At 64.0% G+C, this 17388-nt stretch carries 14 protein-coding genes and 1 other RNA gene; 5 read left to right on the top strand and 10 right to left on the bottom strand.

Annotated features, from left to right (window positions below; translation table 11 throughout):
* Positions 1–5: 5 nt before the first annotated feature.
* The 3 genes from hisC to gyrA form a co-directional block, all read right to left on the bottom strand.
* Positions 6–1115 (bottom strand): histidinol-phosphate transaminase, encoded by a 1110-nt coding sequence (hisC, locus tag KTQ42_RS01930; RefSeq protein WP_217343967.1) that lies wholly within the window; start codon positions 1113–1115, stop codon positions 6–8.
* 77 nt (positions 1116–1192) lie between these two features.
* Positions 1193–2269 carry a prephenate dehydratase gene (gene pheA / locus KTQ42_RS01925; RefSeq protein WP_217343966.1) on the bottom strand — a complete coding sequence of 359 codons (1077 nt, stop codon included), beginning with the start codon at positions 2267–2269 and terminating at the stop codon, positions 1193–1195.
* Between the two features lie 26 nt (positions 2270–2295).
* Entirely contained in the window at positions 2296–4941 is a 2646-nt protein-coding gene (gyrA, locus tag KTQ42_RS01920; RefSeq protein ID WP_217343965.1) for a DNA gyrase subunit A, read from the bottom strand.
* A 545-nt stretch (positions 4942–5486) separates the two neighbouring features.
* On the opposite strand from gyrA, the gene ompA reads away from it, so the two are divergent.
* The 5 genes from ompA (at position 5487) to KTQ42_RS01895 (ending at position 8312) form a co-directional block, all read left to right on the top strand.
* Complete coding sequence (gene ompA / locus KTQ42_RS01915) at positions 5487–6134, top strand: outer membrane protein OmpA (protein ID WP_217343964.1); 648 nt, start codon at positions 5487–5489, stop codon at positions 6132–6134.
* Between the two features lie 118 nt (positions 6135–6252).
* Positions 6253–6954 (top strand): bifunctional 2-polyprenyl-6-hydroxyphenol methylase/3-demethylubiquinol 3-O-methyltransferase UbiG, encoded by a 702-nt coding sequence (ubiG, locus tag KTQ42_RS01910; protein ID WP_217343963.1) that lies wholly within the window; start codon positions 6253–6255, stop codon positions 6952–6954.
* A gap of 8 nt (positions 6955–6962) precedes the next feature.
* On the top strand, positions 6963–7643 hold the full coding sequence (locus tag KTQ42_RS01905; protein ID WP_217343962.1) for an HAD-IA family hydrolase: 681 nt from the start codon (positions 6963–6965) through the stop codon (positions 7641–7643).
* Positions 7644–7693: 50 nt separating this feature from the next.
* Positions 7694–8076, top strand: a transfer-messenger RNA (tmRNA) gene (gene ssrA / locus KTQ42_RS01900).
* Positions 8043–8312 carry a division/cell wall cluster transcriptional repressor MraZ gene (locus KTQ42_RS01895; protein ID WP_217343961.1) on the top strand — a complete coding sequence of 90 codons (270 nt, stop codon included), beginning with the start codon at positions 8043–8045 and terminating at the stop codon, positions 8310–8312. The genes ssrA and KTQ42_RS01895 overlap by 34 nt, the downstream gene beginning before the upstream one ends.
* Positions 8313–8442: 130 nt before the next feature.
* On the opposite strand, the gene KTQ42_RS01890 is transcribed toward KTQ42_RS01895, so the two are convergent.
* From KTQ42_RS01890 to KTQ42_RS01860, 7 genes are all read right to left on the bottom strand, one after another.
* Complete coding sequence (locus tag KTQ42_RS01890) at positions 8443–11124, bottom strand: ExeM/NucH family extracellular endonuclease (RefSeq protein WP_217343960.1); 2682 nt, start codon at positions 11122–11124, stop codon at positions 8443–8445.
* 310 nt (positions 11125–11434) lie between these two features.
* The gene (gene denD / locus KTQ42_RS01885; RefSeq protein WP_217343959.1) at positions 11435–12409 is read right to left on the bottom strand and encodes a D-erythronate dehydrogenase; all 975 of its coding nucleotides are present in this window, start codon (positions 12407–12409) and stop codon (positions 11435–11437) included.
* A gap of 10 nt (positions 12410–12419) precedes the next feature.
* Positions 12420–13199, bottom strand: coding sequence for a 2-oxo-tetronate isomerase (gene otnI / locus KTQ42_RS01880; RefSeq protein WP_217343958.1), 780 nt, complete (start codon positions 13197–13199; stop codon positions 12420–12422).
* 31 nt (positions 13200–13230) lie between these two features.
* Positions 13231–13893, bottom strand: a complete 663-nt coding sequence (otnC, locus tag KTQ42_RS01875) for a 3-oxo-tetronate 4-phosphate decarboxylase (RefSeq protein ID WP_217343957.1) — start codon at positions 13891–13893, stop codon at positions 13231–13233.
* The gene (gene otnK / locus KTQ42_RS01870) at positions 13890–15173 is read right to left on the bottom strand and encodes a 3-oxo-tetronate kinase (protein ID WP_217343956.1); all 1284 of its coding nucleotides are present in this window, start codon (positions 15171–15173) and stop codon (positions 13890–13892) included. The genes otnC and otnK overlap by 4 nt, the downstream gene beginning before the upstream one ends.
* Positions 15170–16102: an L-threonate dehydrogenase gene (gene ltnD, locus KTQ42_RS01865; protein ID WP_217343955.1), complete on the bottom strand. Its 933-nt coding sequence runs from the start codon at positions 16100–16102 to the stop codon at positions 15170–15172. The genes otnK and ltnD overlap by 4 nt, the downstream gene beginning before the upstream one ends.
* A gap of 261 nt (positions 16103–16363) precedes the next feature.
* Complete coding sequence (locus KTQ42_RS01860; protein WP_217343954.1) at positions 16364–17332, bottom strand: LysR family transcriptional regulator; 969 nt, start codon at positions 17330–17332, stop codon at positions 16364–16366.
* Positions 17333–17388 lie beyond the last annotated feature (56 nt).

Below are 17388 nucleotides of genomic sequence, written 5' to 3'. Positions count from 1 at the left end.
ACCGGTCACTCGGCCAGCGCCTTCTTCAGCGCATTCAGGAATGCCGTGTTTTCCTGCGGCAGGCCGATGGAAACCCGCAGCCATTGCGGCAGGCCGTAGTTGTTGACCGGCCGCACGATCACGCCTTGCTTCAACAAGGCCAGATTGACGCGGCTGCCGGCGGCGTCGTCACTGCCCGCCTTCATCAGCACGAAGTTGCCGTAGGAAGGCACATATTCGATGCCCATTTCATCAAACGCCTCGGTCAGCTGTACATAGCCGGCCGCATTCATCTGCGCGCTCTTGTGCAGGAATTCCTTGTCGTTCAGGGCTGCGATGGCCGCCGCCTGCGCCAGGCTGTTGACGTTGAAGGGCTGGCGTATGCGGTTCAGCAGGTCGGTCAGCTGCGGCTGGGCGATCGCAAACCCAACGCGCAGGCCGGCCAGGCCGTAAGCCTTGGACATGGTGCGCGACACCAGCAGGTTGGGGAAACGCCGGACCCATTCCACCGACTCGTACTGCAGCTGCGGCGCCAGGTATTCGTTATAGGCTTCGTCCAGCACCACCACAACCTCGGGCGGCACCGCAACCAGGAACTTCTCGATCTCGGCAGCGGGCACGAAGGTGCCGGTTGGATTATTGGGATTGGCAATAAAAACCAGCCGCGTGTCAGCCTCGATGGCGCGTGCCATGGCGCCCAGATCGTGGCCATAGTTCACCGACGGCACCACGATGGCCCGCGCGCCCACGCCCTGGGTTGCCAGCGCATAGACGGCAAAGGAATATTCGGAATAGACGATGGACTGCTGCGGCTGCACGAAGGCATGCGCGGCCAGCTCGAGGATGTCGTTGCTGCCATTGCCCAGGGTGATCCAGTCTTCCGGCACCTTGTATTTCTCGCTGATGGCCTTCTTCAGTTCGAAGCCGTTGGCGTCGGGATAGCGGCCAATGTCAGCCACCGCCGCCAGCATGGCCTGGCGCGCCGATTCCGGCATGCCCAGCGGATTTTCGTTGGAGGCAAGCTTGACGATGCCCGCCTCATCCAGGCCGAATTCACGGGCCACTTCGGAAATCGGCTTGCCGGCCTGGTAAGGCGCCAGGCGGCGTACATATTCGGGTCCAAATTCTGTAGGCATGATGATCTGTAATTCAGTGGTTGACGTGACAGCAGCAGGAAGCAAGCGTCATGCGGCGAACGACCGCGGCTGACGCTCTAGGAGAGACTGCAGGGATAGGAACCCAGCACCTTGAAGAAGGCGGCGTTTTCCTTCAGTTCGGTCAGGGCCCGGGCCATGCGCTCGTCGTTGCAGTGGCCTTCGACGTCGACGTAGAAATAATATTCCCAGGTACCCATGCGGGCCGGCCGCGATTCGAAGCGCGTCATGGACACGCCATGCTTGGCCAGCGGCGCCAGCAGGTTATAGACCGCGCCCGCCTTGTTGGCCACCGACAGCACCAGCGAGGTATGGTCATGCCCGCTTGGCGCAGTGCGCAGCCGGCCGATCACGGCGAAGCGGGTACGGTTATGCGGATCGTCCTGGATATGGGCATTGACCACCTGCAGGCCATGCTTTTCACCGGCGATCTCGCCAGCGATCGCCGCCACCGCCGGGTTCTCGGCGGCCAAGCGCGCCGCTTCGCCATTGGACGATACCGGATTGCGCTGGATGGACGGATAGTGCTGGTTCAGCCAGGCCTGGCATTGTGCCAATGCCTGCGGATGCGCGCAGATCTGGCTCACGCCTTCCATCGAGCCGCTTTTCGTCATCAGGCTGTGATGCACCGGCAGCGACACCTCGCCGCTGATGGTCAGCGGCGTCTGCAGCAGCAGGTCAAGGGTGCGATTGATTGCGCCTTCGGTGGAATTCTCCACCGGCACCACGCCGAAGTCGGCCGTGCCAGCCTCGGCGGCGCGAAACACTTCGTCGATCGAGGCGCACGGCATGCCTTCCACTGCATGGCCAAACTGCTGATACACAGCCTGCTCACTGAAGGTGCCAACCGGACCGAGGTAAGCCACCGTGACCCGCTTCTCCAGGGCCCGGCAGGCCGACATGATCTCGCGGAAGATGGTCTGCACGTCTGCATCCGCCAGCGGGCCCGAATTGCGCTGCGCCGCATTGCGCAGCACCTGCAGTTCCCGTTCCGGCCTAAACACCGGCGCATTGGTTTCCGCCTTCACATGCCCGACTTCCTGGGCCACGCCGGCGCGCTGATTCAGCAAGTCGAGAATCTGGCTGTCGATCGCGTCGATGCGTTCCCGCAGCGGGGTCAGCTTGTCATCACTCATGTCTTGGTCCCTTGCGCCCGCCTGGTTTATTCCTGTTCCGCCGCCGGCGTGTCGGGCGCCTCTGAAACATCGGCGCTGTCTTCATCCGCTTCGGCCACATCCGATTCCACGATACGCTGCAGACCCGACAGATGGGTGCCGTCTTCCACCGCAATCAGGGTCACGCCCTGGGTGGCACGGCCCATCTCACGGATTTCTGCAACCCGGGTGCGGATCAGCACGCCGCCGGTGGTGATGAGCAGGATCTCGTCACTGACATCGACCAGGGTCGCTGCCACCACCTTGCCATTGCGCTCGCTGGTCTGGATCGCGATCATGCCCTTGGTGCCGCGGCCATGACGGGTGTATTCCGTGATCGGCGTACGCTTGCCGTAGCCGTTCTCGGTGGCCGTCAGCACGGATTGCTGCTCGTTTTCCGCCACCAGCAGCGCAATGACCTGCTGCCCTTCTTCCAGGCTCATGCCACGTACGCCGCGTGCGGTACGACCCATTGGACGCACATCGTTCTCGTCGAAGCGCACCGCCTTGCCGGAGTCGGAGAACAGCATCACGTCATGCTCGCCATCGGTCAGTGCAGCGCCGATCAGGAAGTCGCCTTCGTCGAGATCGACCGCAATGATGCCGGCCTTGCGCGGATTGCTGAAGTCGGACAGCGGCGTCTTCTTGACCGTACCCAGGCTGGTTGCCATGAAGATGTAATGATCTTCCGGGAAGGTACGGTTCTCGCCCGACAGCGGCAGCACGACGGTGATCTTCTCGCCGTCCTGCAGCGGGAACATGTTGACGATAGGCCGGCCACGCGAATTGCGCGAACCCTGCGGCACTTCCCATACCTTGAGCCAGTACAGCCGGCCGCGGTTGGAGAAGCACAGGATGTAGTCGTGGGTGTTGGCGATGAAGATCTGGTCGATCCAGTCGTCATCCTTGGTCGCCATCGCCTGCTTGCCGCGGCCGCCACGCTTCTGGGCGCGGTATTCCGAGACCGGCTGCGATTTCATATAGCCGGTATGCGACAGCGTGACCACCATGTCCTGCGGCGTGATCAGGTCTTCGGTGCCAAGGTCGGTGGCATTGTTCTCGATGGTCGAGCGACGCGGATCCTTGCCGCCGCCATACTCGTTGCGGGCGGCGTTCATCTCGTCGGCGATGATCGAGGTAACCCGCTCCGGCCGCGCCAGGATATCGAGCAGATTGGCGATGGTTTCCATCACTTCGCGGTACTCGTTGACGATCTTGTCCTGCTCCAGGCCGGTCAGGCGCTGCAAGCGCATCTGCAGGATTTCCTGCGCCTGGTCGTCCGACAGCTTGTACATGCCATCGGGCTGGATGCCATAATGACGCGGCAGGTTGGCCGGACGGAAGGCATCGATGCCACCAATATTGTTTTCGCCGGTGCGGGCCAGCATTTCACGGACCATGGACGAATCCCAGGCACGGGCCATCAACTCGCCCTTGGCCACCGGCGGCGTCGGCGCAGCCTTGATGATGGCGATGAAGTCGTCGATGTTGGCCAGCGCAACAGCCAGTCCTTCCAGCAAATGCCCGCGCTCGCGCGCCTTGCGCAATTCGAACACGGTGCGACGCGTCACCACTTCGCGACGGTGCGACAGGAAGGATTCCAGCAGCTGCTTCAGGTTCAGCAGCTTGGGCTGACCGTCCACCAGCGCGACCATGTTCATGCCGAAGGTGTCCTGCAGCTGGGTCTGCTTGTACAGATTATTGAGCACGACCTCGGCGACTTCGCCGCGCTTGAGCTCGATCACCACGCGCATGCCCGACTTGTCGGACTCGTCGCGGATATCGGAGATGCCTTCCAGCTTCTTGTCGCGCACCAGTTCGGCGATCCGTTCCAGCAGCGACTTCTTGTTCACCTGATAAGGCAGTTCATCGACGATGATCGCCGTGCGATGCTCCTTGCCGAATTCCTCGAAATGGGTCTTGGCGCGCATCACCACGCGTCCGCGGCCGGTGCGATAACCATCACGCACGCCGGAGATGCCATAGATAATGCCGCCGGTCGGGAAATCGGGCGCCGGGATCCGCTCGATCAGTTCATCGACCGTAGCGTCGGGGTTGTGCAGCACATGCAGCGCGCCATCGATGACTTCCGTGATGTTGTGCGGCGGAATATTGGTGGCCATGCCCACTGCGATGCCGGAAGAGCCGTTGATCAGCAGATTGGGAATCCGGGTTGGCAGTACCGACGGCTCTTTTTCCTTGCCGTCGTAGTTGGGCACGAAGTCGACGGTTTCCTTGTCGATATCGGCCAGCATCTCGCTGGCAATCTTGTCCAGCCGGCACTCGGTGTAACGCATCGCCGCAGCGCCGTCGCCATCGACCGAGCCGAAGTTGCCCTGCCCGTCCACGAGCATGTAGCGCAGGGAGAACGGCTGGGCCATCCGCACCAGCGTGTCGTAAATCGACGCGTCGCCGTGGGGATGGTATTTACCCATGGTTTCGCCAACGACACGCGCGCATTTTACGTAGGGCCGGTTCCACACATTGTTCATTTCATGCATGGAAAAGAGGACCCGCCTGTGCACCGGCTTCAAACCGTCCCGCACATCTGGAAGCGCGCGTCCAACGATTACGCTCATCGCGTATTCGATATAGCTCTTGCGCATTTCTTCTTCCAAAGAAATGGGAATAGTTTCTTTTGCGAATAAATCCATGGGATGTTCAGTTCAACTGATTCAGGTTGGAAGCAAGGCAGGCACAAGGGATTAAGCCGGCCTCAAAACCCATCATTTTATCATGACGCGGCAAGTGGCAGGCGTTGTGCCCTGGGAAACAACTCACCGAAATCGTGGCGCTTGCCGACAAGGGAAGATTCAAAGTTCAACAACCGGCAAGGCGTTCCTTGCTGCAGAAAAATAAGTCTACAATTGACAACACTTTGCTATTTTGCAATACCGAAAAGCGTGGGAGGTTCAAAATAAACTGAAGTTGCACCGTAGAAGAACGAACGCATTCCTGGCTCCGCCCAAAGACGTTGCATAAAAACTACAAAGTATCAAAATCGTGGTTTAGGCTATTTGACAAGCCCCGTTTGGGCCATCAGCCTGTGGCAAAATGTAGGTTAGTTAAGATCATTGCATATAGTCAATCCTTTATATGTCATGGCCTAAACCGCATGGTATTATCCGTTCACCAACTATTTTGATGTGTCGATTTGTTGCGCAGTTCATCTGCGGATATCTCACCCGAGAGGAGAAACATGAATAAATTAGGAAAACTCGTCTTCGCTGCGTCCGCAGTCGTGGCTTTTTCTGCATCCGCGCAAGTGGTTACCGATATCAAGGCCAAGACCCCGAACAGCGCATATGTACAGGACTCCCGTGGCGTGATCGTACGCGATCCGTTCGGCCTGTGCTGGCGCACTGGCACCTGGACTCCGGCTGACGCAGTTCCAGGTTGCGACGGTCCTCTGGTCCAGGCTCAGGCACCTGCCCCGGCACCTGTTGCCCCGGCACCTGCTCCGGCACCGGCCCCCGCTCCTGCTCCTACCTCCGAGAAAGTCACTTTCGCTGCAGACACCTTCTTCGACTTTGACAAATCCGTTCTGAAGCCGGACGGCAAGGCCAAGCTGGACGACCTGACCTCCAAGCTGAAAGGCATGAACCTGGAAGTCATCATCGCTGTTGGTCATACCGACTCCATCGGCACCGACGCTTACAACCAGCGCCTGTCGGTCCGTCGCGCTGAAGCTGTCAAGGCCTACCTGGTTTCCAAGGGCATTGAAGCAAACCGCGTCTACACCGAAGGCAAGGGCGAGAAGCAACCAGTCGCAGACAACAAGACTGCTGCTGGCCGCGCCAAGAACCGTCGCGTTGAAATCGAAGTCGTTGGTACCCGCAACAAGTAATTGCATCTGTTCTGACAACCCCGCTTCGGCGGGGTTTTTTTATGTCTGGCCAGCTTGCTGTCCATTCCTTGCCGCAGTCGGACTGCAAGGTCTTCGCTTTCCCGCTATCATTCCCGCCATGAATGCCGACCCTCTAGAACTCCAGAAATTCAGTGACCTCGCCCATCGCTGGTGGGACCCGACGTCCGAATTCCGTCCTCTCCATGAAATCAACCCACTGCGACTGGAATGGATCAACAACATTGCCCCGCTGGCTGGCAAGACGGTGCTCGACATCGGTTGTGGCGGCGGCATCCTGGCGGAGTCCATGGCGCGCAAGGGCGCCAATGTCACCGGGATCGACCTGTCGGAAAAGGCATTGAAGGTTGCCGACCTGCATAGCCTGGAAAGCGGCGTGCAAGTCCGGTATGAACTGATTTCCGCCGAAGCCATGGCTGGCCGCGAGCCGGGCACCTACGACGTGGTCACCTGCATGGAAATGCTGGAACACGTGCCGGATCCGGCGGCGGTCGTCCACGCCTGCGCCACCCTGGTCAAACCCGGCGGCCATGTATTTTTCTCGACCATCAACCGCAATCCGAAGTCCTACCTGTTCGCGGTGCTGGGTGCTGAATACATCCTGCGCCTTCTGCCGAAGGGCACGCACGACTATGCCAAGTTCATCAAGCCGGCCGAACTGGCGCAATACATTCGCAACGCGATGCTGGATCTGAAGGGCCTGAAAGGCATGACCTACAACCCGCTGACCAAGGTCTACTCGCTGAATCAGGACACCAGCGTCAATTACATGGTTGCGGCAACGCGCCCGGTCAAATCGTGATGCAGGAAATGCCGACTTCCGACCTGGCGCGGCAGCCTCAGGCCATACTTTTCGATCTGGACGGCACGCTTGCCGACACCGCGCCCGACCTGGCGCAAGCGCTCAACAAGCTGCGGCTTGAGCGGGGCCTGCAGCCTGCGCCCTATGAGAGCCTGCGTCCCTATGCGTCTGCCGGCGCACGCGGGCTGATCGGTGCAGGACTGGGCTTGACGCCGGAAGCGGCCGAATACGAGGCCTTGCGCATAGCCTTCCTGAACAATTATGAAGCCGCCATTGCGGTGCACAGCCGCCTGTTTGACGGTGTGCCGGAGTTGCTTGCGCAACTGGACCGCTCGGGGATTGCCTGGGGCATCGTTACCAACAAGGCGATGCGCTTCACCGATCCGCTGGTGCCGATGATTGGCCTTGGCCATGCCGCCTGCGTCGTATCGGGCGACACCACGCCGCATGCGAAACCCCATCCCGCGCCGCTTCTGGAAGCCGCGCTGCGTCTGGGCAAGGCGCCCGAACAGTGCTGGTACGTGGGCGACGACATGCGCGACATCCAGGCCGGACGGGCAGCCGGCATGCTGACCATCGCCGCTGCTTGGGGTTATTGCGGCAGCGAAGGGCCGACGCAATGGAACGCGCATGCCATCGCACAGGAACCGCTGGAGCTTCTTCAATTGATTTTCCGCATTCCCTCTTGAAAGACGGGAAGGCAGCCACATCTTCTGCGGTACAATCTCGTTCTGCTTATGGGGGCGACCTGGTTTCGACAGGGGTTGCAAAGCAGCGCAGGGCATACCGAGGGCTGGTCACCTCGTAAATCCAACCGGAATTGCTTAACTGCAAACGACGAAGCTTACGCACCAGCAATGGCAGCGTAATACCCCTAGCGGCTTAAAAACCCGCTAGCTCTGCACCATCTCGTCCCTGGGGTGGGTTGGCAACAACGGCAGAGTCATATACAGGGAATCGCGACATGTCGGGTTACTTGGCATGAAGTTAAATTTAGGTGACTCGTCCAGCCGTAGCGTGCCCGTCCGCGGCGTCTGGGTTAAATCAAATGGCAAGGCTAAGTATGTAGAACTGTCTGTAGAGTGCCTTTGGACGCGGGTTCGATTCCCGCCGCCTCCACCATCAATAAAACGCCGCCGAAAGGCGGTTTTTTATTGATGGTGTCATTTTTAGCTCGCACCCGCGCGATGCGGGGCGAAGGCAGGGTTGAGATTTGCATGCGTGCCGTTGCCGTAAAGGATGCGGCCGCACGCATCACGCTAGCCACCGTTGCACGTCAACATACTGGCGCTGGTAAAAAGCAGGCGATGACCTGTTACTACGATAATCGCCTACTCATTCTCCAGGCTTGCCGCTAGCTCAGTGCGCCGTGGCCGGTGATCCGGCCTGAAGGCGCATCCGAGTCACCTGATTATTTGGATGCAACGTTTCCTCAAAATTTTTCCCGGATCAAGGTTTTGATTGTCCATCCACCTTGCCAAGCCCTACTTAGCGCCCCTTCTCCGGCTTGCCCCGCAAGCCGAGACTGACCACCACCGGATCGTGGTCGGACGAACGGTACGGCGTGGCGCTGTAGAGGTCCTGCGGCTTGAACTCGGTGTTGTAGTCGATCACGGATGGCTCGTCGGCGTTGATATGCCACTCCGCCGCGCCCAGCACCTGCGACTGCAGCGGCGCACTGGCCAGCGCATGGTCGAGATAGCCGGCTTCGCCGTCGAATACATAGGAATATGGCACCCCTCCGCGCCGTACGAAGCGTTCGATCTGGTTCTTGAAACCGTAGTCGCCCAGCAACCGGATCGGATCCTCGGCGCCGTAGGCGTTGAAGTCGCCCATCAGCAGCACATCGGGATCCTGCGCAACCTCACGTACCTGCGGCACGAAGACCTCGGCCAGGCGGCGCGCCTGCTGCAGGCGGGTGGCGTTCCAGCAACCCTGGCCGTCGCCGCGGTCGGCGTCCGGGCTGCCGGCATCGGGGCAACTGCCCTTGGATTTCATGTGATTGACGATCAGCGAGAAGCTGCCGCCATTGGCGGCGACGAAGGTCTGCGCCATCGGCGGGCGGCTGTTCACCGGGTCGGGGTCGGACAGCGCCGGGCCGGCCAGCCGCAGGCTCGATGGCTTGTAGATCATCGCCACCCGGATTGCGTCGCTGCCGGTCTGCTCCGGACGTGGCACCACCGCATAGCGCTGGGCGCCGGCGGCGGCGTTGAGCGCCTCGACCAGGCTGGCGACGGCGACGTCGCCATTGTTCTGGATTTCCATCAGGCCGAACACGTCGGCGTCGATGGCCAGCATGGCGGCGACGATCTTGGCGCGCTGGCGCCGGAATTCGACGAGGTTGTCGGCCCCGCGGCAATTCGATTTCGCTACCGATGCGCCCAGGCTGCAGCCCTGCCCGCTCTGGCCGGATGCCGTCGTGCCATCGCCGAAGGTGGTGAAGAAATTGAGGACATTGAAGCTGGCCGCCTTGACATTGCCGAGCGGCAGGCGCGGCGGCGCGCTGCGCGGATTGTCGCGGGCAAACTGGGGCACGGCGCTGGGTTGCAGCTTGTAGCCGGACGGGCCCGGATTGGATGCCGTGATCAGGCCGAAGTCGATTACGCCGGTCAGGCCGGTCACGGTGTCGCCGGCGCGCAGGGTGTTGTCGGCGCCGATATAGGGAACCGGCACCGGGTTCTGGCTGGTCTTGCCGTCATCCAGCACGATCATGCTGGCGGCATTGGCGGCGGCCGCGGCCAGCGCCTGGGCCGAGCCGGCCGGATAACGATTGGTCGGCTTTTCCAGACGGCCGGCCGACAGCGTGACCTGGCCATAGCGGCCCTGGAAATAATTCTGGCTGACCGTCAGCGGCGCGCCGAACTGCACCAGCATGCCTTCATGCCGCTCGAAGTCGGCAGCGCTCATCGGCAGGGTCACCGCTGCCGGCGCTACGCGGTTGTTCTTAGACAGCAGCAGCATGCCGCGCACGCCCGTCAGCTGGGTCACGGGGCGGCTGGCGTCGCCGGCATTGAATTCAGCCACGGTGGCGGCCAGGCGTATGCGGTCGCCCACGGCCACTGTCGGCGCCGCGCCGGTGAAGACGAAGATGCTGTCCGAGGTGCCGGGGTCGCCATCGCCTTCCGGGTCCTGCAGGTAGAAGCCGTTGGCAACGAGGAGCGTCACCACGCCTTCGGTGGTCTGCATGGTGCCGGCATAGGGACTGGCGGCAGCCGCGCCCTGGATCTGCGGGATGGTGCGGGAAGTGGCCAGCGCCGCCTGCACGGCCAGCTTCACCATGCAGCTGGCTGTTTGCGCCTGGTTGTTGGCAAAGGCCAGCGTCAGTACATGCTCGCCGGCAGGCACCATGGCCGACACATTGATCAGGAAGGAAGCCGCGCCGCCCGGCGCCGCTGCCAGGGCTTGCGGCGTTAGCGTGATGCCGTCGACCGCGCCTGACAGCAGCGAGGCGAAATTGATGATGCCGTCGGCGTCACTGGCCGATACCGCGGTAGCGCCGCCGCTGCCGGCGGGCACGCTGTAGGCGTCCGGACAGGCGGCAATGATGGGCGCGCCGGCAGCGGCCTGGCAGACATGGAAGGCGGTCACGCCATTGCGCGGCATTGGCGTGGTGGCGGCGAAGTCGGTCGCATTATTGTTGCTGTCGCCGCAGCCGCCGGCCGCGCGCAGGATGGCCGTGGTGTTCGACGGCGCGGGCGCCGGCGCGATGCCTTCAAAGGCGCTGGCGCCGGCGCCGAAGCCGACCAGGTCCACCACCGCCGGCGCGCCGGCCGAAGCAATCGTGGCGGTGCCATTGACCAGCGCGACCTTGCCGGCACTGGCAGCGAGGGACAGATTGCCGCTGGCTTCGGGCGCAGGCAGCGGCGCACCCGCGCCGGCGCCGGCGGCCTGCTGCATCAGCAGGTACTGGCCGGGCTGTAGCGTCAGGTCCGGCAAGGGCGCAACCTGCCAGGCGCTGCCGGTGGCCGGTGCATATTGCACGCTCCAGCCGCGCAGGCTGACAGGCACCGCATCGCGGTTGAACAGTTCGATGTAATCGTTGCGGTATGGCGCGCCGCTGTTGCCGCCGCCGCCATAGACCTGGCTGATCACGATGGCTGGCGCGGCCACGGCCGGCAACGAGGCAAGGACGAGGGAAAGGAAAGCCGACTGCAGAATCGGGGGGGACATGCGCTGCTCCGCAAAGAATGGCGCAGCGCCAGGGCGGCTGCGCGACGGGTTCAAAGACCGGGAGGCTACAAGCCGCCTGTGACACCGGCATGACGCCGCCATGGCGAAGGACGGCCGTGGCGGTTGCGACAGGACCCGGAGCGGGATGGCATGCGCGTCGCGCATGGCTTGCTTTTGCGTGGAAGGCCGGTTGAGTAACCGTATGCGGCGGCAGGTGCGGGGCGCCGAAGGATATTTTTGACGAGGCGAAGTCGCAAGACGGGTACAGGACGACATCGGCCGGCATGGCGCCGGCCGATGTAAGCGAACATCAGCCGCCCAGTTCGTCCTCGATATGGCTGCGGATCACGCTCTCGAAGTTGGCGTCGCCTTCCAGCCCGAGGGCGCGGGCACGGCTGACGTCCCAGGCGCCCGGCCAGCTCTGCACGATGCGCTCCACCGCCGGATCAGGCGCAAAACGGATGCGCGCAGCCACTTCCTGGCCCGCCACCTTTCCCAGCGCGGCCACCATCTCCGCCACGCTGACCGACAGGCCGGGCAGATTGATGGTGCGGCTGTTGCCGAGCTTCTCGGCCGACAGTTCATGACCGGCGATCAGTGCGGCGATCGCGCGGCGCGGCGACAGCAGCCACAGACGCAGCGAGGGCGCCACCGGGCAGATCGCCTCCTGCTCGGCCAGCGGTTCGCGGATGATGCCGCTGGCGAAGGACGATGCCGCCTTGTTCGGCTTGCCCGGCCGCACGCTGATGGTGGGCAGGCGCAGCACCCGGCCATCGACGAAGCCCTTGCGGCTGAAGTCGTTGAGCAGCAGTTCGCCGATGGCTTTCTGGGCGCCGTAGGACGACTGCGGATTGAGCGCGGTGTCGTCCCGCACCACGTCCGGCAACTGGCCGCCATACACGGCCACCGAACTGGTGAACACCACCCGCGGCTTGTGGCCGGCGGCGCGGCAGGTTTCCAGCAGCAGGCGCGAGGCGTCGAGGTTGATGCGCATGCCCAGGTCGAAATCGGCTTCGGCCTGGCCGCTGACGACCGCGGCCAGATGGAATACCGAGCTGGTGTCGGCGTCGATGAGACGCGACATCAGCGCCGGGTCGGTGATGTCGCCGGTGACGACCTTTACCCGGGCGTCGCCGAAATCATGGGCCGGCATGACGTCCGCCAGCACCAGGCGGTCTATCTTCTGCTGGCTGCCGTCGGGGCCGGACAGGGTGCCGCGCTGCAGCAGCGCATGGGCCAGTTTCTGGCCGAGAAAGCCGGCGCCGCCGGTAATGAGTACGTTCATCGGTTTTTCCTTATTGGTTGCAGGCAGCCAGCCAGGCCAGGCCGTCCTCGGTGCGTCCGCGCGGACGGTATTCGCAGCCTATCCAGCCCTCGTAGCCCTCTTCGTCGAGCAGGCGGAACAGGTAGGGATAATTCACTTCGCCGTCGTCCGGCTCGTTCCTGGCGGGCACGCTGGCAATCTGCACATGGCCGATATCGCTGAACCAGCGCTTGAACTTCATTGCCAGGTCGCCTTCCATGATCTGCGCATGGTAGAAGTCCATCTGCACCTTCACGTTCGGCTCGCCGCATTCCTCGCGCAGCGCATGAGCATCGGCCTGGGTTTGCAGGAAGTAGCCCGGCATGTCGCGGCCGTTGATCGGTTCGAGCAGCACGCTGATGCCGTGCAGGCTGCATTCGCGGGCGGCGTGGCGCAGGTTGGAGAGATAGGTGGCGCGGTGGCTTGCGACATCGGCGCCGGCCGGAACCAGGCCGGCCATCATGTGCAGCCGCTTCGTTCCCAGCGCCCGGGCATACTCGATGGCGCGCGCCACGCCGGCGCGGAACTCCTCTTCCCTGCCCGGCAGCGCGGCAATGCCGCGTTCGCCGGCGGCCCAGTCGCCCGGCGGCATGTTGAACAGCGCATTTTCCAGCTGGTTCTCGCGCAGCCATCCGGCCACTTCGGCCGGAGTATGGTCATACGGGAACAGGAATTCAACGCCTTTGAAACCCGCGGCGGCGGCGGCGGCGAAGCGCTGGGGAAACGGCACTTCGTTGAACATCATGGACAGGTTGGCGGCAAATTTGGGCATGGCGTCTCCGGGTGTGGTTCTGCAGATGAATTCAGATGTCGAGCGAGAAGGCCGATTTCAGTTCGGCGATCTGCTGCGCGTTGAGCGGATTGACCGGCACGTCGCGCAGCAGCAGAAAGAGCTTGGCGGTCTCTTCCAGTTCCTCGGCGGCATACACCGCCGCTTCCAGGCTGGAACCGGACACGACCGGGCCATGGTTGGCCAGCAGCACCGCCGAATGCTTCCGCGCCAAGCTGCGGATGGCGCCGGCCAGCGCCGGGTCGCCCGGCCGGTGGTAAGGCACCAGCGGCAGCCGGCCGATCTTCATCACGAAGTACGGCGTCAGCGGCGGTATGCAGTCGTCATGGTTCAGGCCGCACATGCACGATACCGCGGCCGAATGGGTGGAATGCAGATGCACGATGGCGCGGGCCTGCGGCCGCTCCTGGTACATCGCGCGGTGCAGGAAGGCTTCCTTGGAAGCGGCGTCGCCGTCCAGCAGCCGGCCTTCCCAGTCGAGCCTGGACAGCCGCGCCGGGTCGAGCCGGCCGAGGCTGGCGTTGGTGGGCGTGAGCAGCCAGCCGTCGTCGGTGCGCACGCTCAGGTTGCCGCTGCTGCCGGCGGTGAGGCCGCGCGCAAACAGCGAGGCGCCGAATTCGACGATCTGCTCGCGCAGGCGCGACTCTTCCGGCCGGGCATGGATGGCCGGGCTCATGGCAGCCGGCTCCAGGCCTTGGTGAAGAAGTCAACGCTGCCGAAGTTGCCGGACTTGAGCGCCAGCACCAGCGGCTGCGGCTGGGCGTCACCCTGTTCCTGCAGCGCCGCGGTCCAAGGCACACCGGGATCGATCTCGGGGCCGATGCGCAGGCCGGTCACGCCGAGCGCCTTGACCACCGCGCCGGAGGTTTCGCCGCCGGCCACGATCAGCTGGCCCACGCCCAGCCGCACCAGGCCGCGGGCAATCTCCGCCAGCGCCCGCTCGACCAGTTCGCCGGCCTCGGCCACGCCGAGTTGCGCCTGCACCGCCCTGACCTGCTCCGGGCTGGATGTGGCATAGACCAGCACCGGCCCTTGCTGCAGCAGCGGTTCGGCCCAGGCCAGCGCCGCGCCGGCCACGTCCTCGCCGCGCGCCAGGGCCAGCGGGTCGATTGCAAAAGAAGGCGCGCTTTCCTGCATCGACGCCACCTGGCTGCGGGTCGCTACCGAGCAGCTGCCGGCGATCACGGCCCGCAGGCCGCCGGTGGCCGGCAACTGCTCGGCCACGTCGCTTTTGGCCAGCAGGCCGCGGCGGCGGAAGTTTTCCGGCAGGCCGAGGGCGATGCCGGAGCCGCCGGTGACCAGCGGCAGGTCGGCGCAGGCCGCGCCCAGGGTGATCAGGTCGTCATTGGAAATCGCATCGGTGATCGCCAGGGTGCAGCCCTCGGCGCGCAAGGCGGCGAAGCGCGCGGCAACCGCTTCCGCGCCCCGGGCGACGCTGCGATGCTCGACCAGGCCGACCTTGCCCCTGCTCTGCGCCTGCAGCACCCGCACCAGGCTGGGGTCGGTCATTGGCGTCAGCGGATGGTTGCGCATGCCGGATTCGGACAGCAGCTCGTCGCCGACGAACAGATAGCCCTTGTAGATGGTGCGACCGTTGGCCGGGAAGGCCGGGCAGGCAATCGTGAAGTCGGTGCCCAGCGCTTCCATCAGCGCCTCGGCCACCGGGCCGATATTGCCTTCGGGGGTGGAATCGAAGGTCGAGCAGTACTTGAAATAGAACTGGCTGCAGCCGGCCTGCTGCAGCCAGCGCAGCGCCGCCAGCGAATCGGCGATCGCTTCCGCGGCGGGCACGGTGCGCGACTTCAGCGCGATCACCACCGCATCCACATCCTGCGGCGGCGGACCGTCGGGCACGCCGATCAGCTGCACGGTGCGCATGCCGGCCTTGACCAGCATGCCGGCCAGGTCGGTGGCGCCGGTGAAGTCGTCGGCGATGCAGCCGAGCAGCACCGTCATTTTCCGTCTCCTTCCGCTGGCTGGCCGGCCTTGCGGGCGGCCGGCAGGGTAATGCCGGGGAACAGCTTGATCACCGCCGAGTCATCCTCACCGCCATGGCCGGCGGCCGAGGCCTGCATGAACATCTGGTGCGCGGTCGACGACAGCGGCAGCGGGAACACGGTTTTCTTCGCATAGTCCAGCACGATGCCCAGGTCCTTGACGAAGATATTGACCGCCGACAGCGGCGTGTAATCGCCCGCCAGGATATGCGGCACCCGGTTCTGGAACATCCAGGAACTGCCGGCGCTGTTGGAGATGACTTCATACAGCGCATCCGGATCGCAGCCGGCGCGCAGGCCCAGCGCCATCGCTTCGGCGGCGGCGGCGATGTGCACGCCGGCCAGCAGCTGGTTGATCATCTTGACCTTGGAGCCCTGGCCCGGCTGTTCGCCGAGGCGGTAGAGCTTGCCGGCGATCGCATCGAAGATGCGCTCGCAGCGGGCAAAGGCCTCCGGCGCGCCGGCCGCCATCACCGACATCTCGCCGGCCGCTGCCTTGGCGGCGCCGCCGGAGACGGGCGCATCGATGAAGCGCAGGCCCATTGCAACCAAACGCGCGCCGAGTGCCTCGGCAAATTCCGGGGCGACGGTGGCGCAGGCAATCACGACCGCGCCGGGCGCCAGCGCCGCCGCTGCGCCCTGCTCGCCGAACAGCACCGCTTCGGTCTGCTGCGCATTCACCACGACGATGATCAGCGCATCCACCCTGGCGGCGAGTTCGGCCGGGCTGGCGGCGGCATGCGCGCCGGCGTCGGCCAGGGATTGAACCGCTTCCGGCCGGACGTCGCAGGCATGCACTTCGAGGCCGGCACGCAGCAGGGATTTGCCGATGCCCATGCCCATTGCGCCCAGGCCGACTAGGCCGACGCGGCTGATCTGATCTGCCATGTTTCAGGTGCTCCCTCAGGATGTGATTCGCGCCAGCCGGGGTGCGGCCAAGGGAAACGGCTGCGGGCCTTGGCTGGCGCGGGTGGATGTTGTCTCGGCTTTTATTGCTTTTTTGAATCCGGCGCGGAAGCGGCGCCAAAGTTGTATGACAACATGGTATGCAGCGGTTTTCAGACTGTCAAGAACTAGTTCGGTGACCGGCTTGGAAGCGGCACCAGCGCGGGAAGGTCGTTTCCGGCATCGTAAGCGGCCAAGGTTTTATTACCCGGCGGCCTGCTGCAGGGCGGCCCGTTCCCGCCTGCCGCGGGCCAATTTTTCCTGTGCCGCATGACACTTCGGCCCCGCAAACTCTTCCGCCATCGCATCCAGAAAGGCACGGGTGCGGCTGGGCATGAGCCGGCGGCCGGGAAACACCGCCCAGGCGGTATGCGATGGCGCAGTCCATTCCGGCAACACCTGCACCAGTTGGCCGCCTGCCAGATAAGGCTCGGCAAAATGCTCGACCAGCATCGCGATGCCGGCATCGGCGCAGGCCAGGCGCAGCAGCACTTCCGGCGAATTGATGGTGGCACGGCCGGGCGGCACGGCTTCCCATGTCGCTTCGCCGCGCGTCAGCCGCCATGGCGCCGGGTCGCCGCTGCGCGACAGCAGGCGCAGGGTGTCATGCTGCATCAGGTCATCCGGGTGTTCCGGCGCGCCACGTTGCCGCAGATAGGCCGGCGACGCATACAGGCCGTTGGAGAACACGGCCAGCTGGCGCGCTGCCAGCGTGGCGTCGTCCGGCAGGCTGCCCATGCGGATGGCGACATCGAAGTTCTCGCCCACCAGGTCCACCCGGCGCGGCGTCAGGTCCACTTCCAGCGTAATGGCGGGATAGCTGGCCATGAAGCGCGCCAGCATCGGCCCCAGCATCACGTTGGCGATGTCGTTGGGCATGGACACCCGCAGCCGGCCGCCCGGTTCGGCCTGACGATGCTGGGCCAGCGCCGACACCGCTTCCACTTCCGCCAGCACCGAGCGCGCATGCTCGAGCATGTCGGCACCGAAGTCGGTGACGGTGAGCTTGCGGGTGGTGCGCAGCAGCAGCCGTTCGCCAAGCTGGGCCTCCAGCAGCGCGATGCGACGCGACACGGTGGACTTGGGCAGGCCGGCGCGCTCGGCGGCTCGGCTGAAGCTGCCGGCAGCGACTACCTGGGCGAACAGCAGCAAGTCATTCGGTTCAATGTTCATTGCCTGAGGCACTTTCTGAAAGTTATCTTGGCGATAGATTGTTCCATCAACGGCAC

The organism is Noviherbaspirillum sp. L7-7A (genome assembly GCF_019052805.1).
GTDB lineage: Bacteria > Pseudomonadota > Gammaproteobacteria > Burkholderiales > Burkholderiaceae_D > Noviherbaspirillum_A.
Note: the sequence above shows the minus strand (reverse complement) of the source record. Positions and strands in the feature narration are given on the sequence as shown.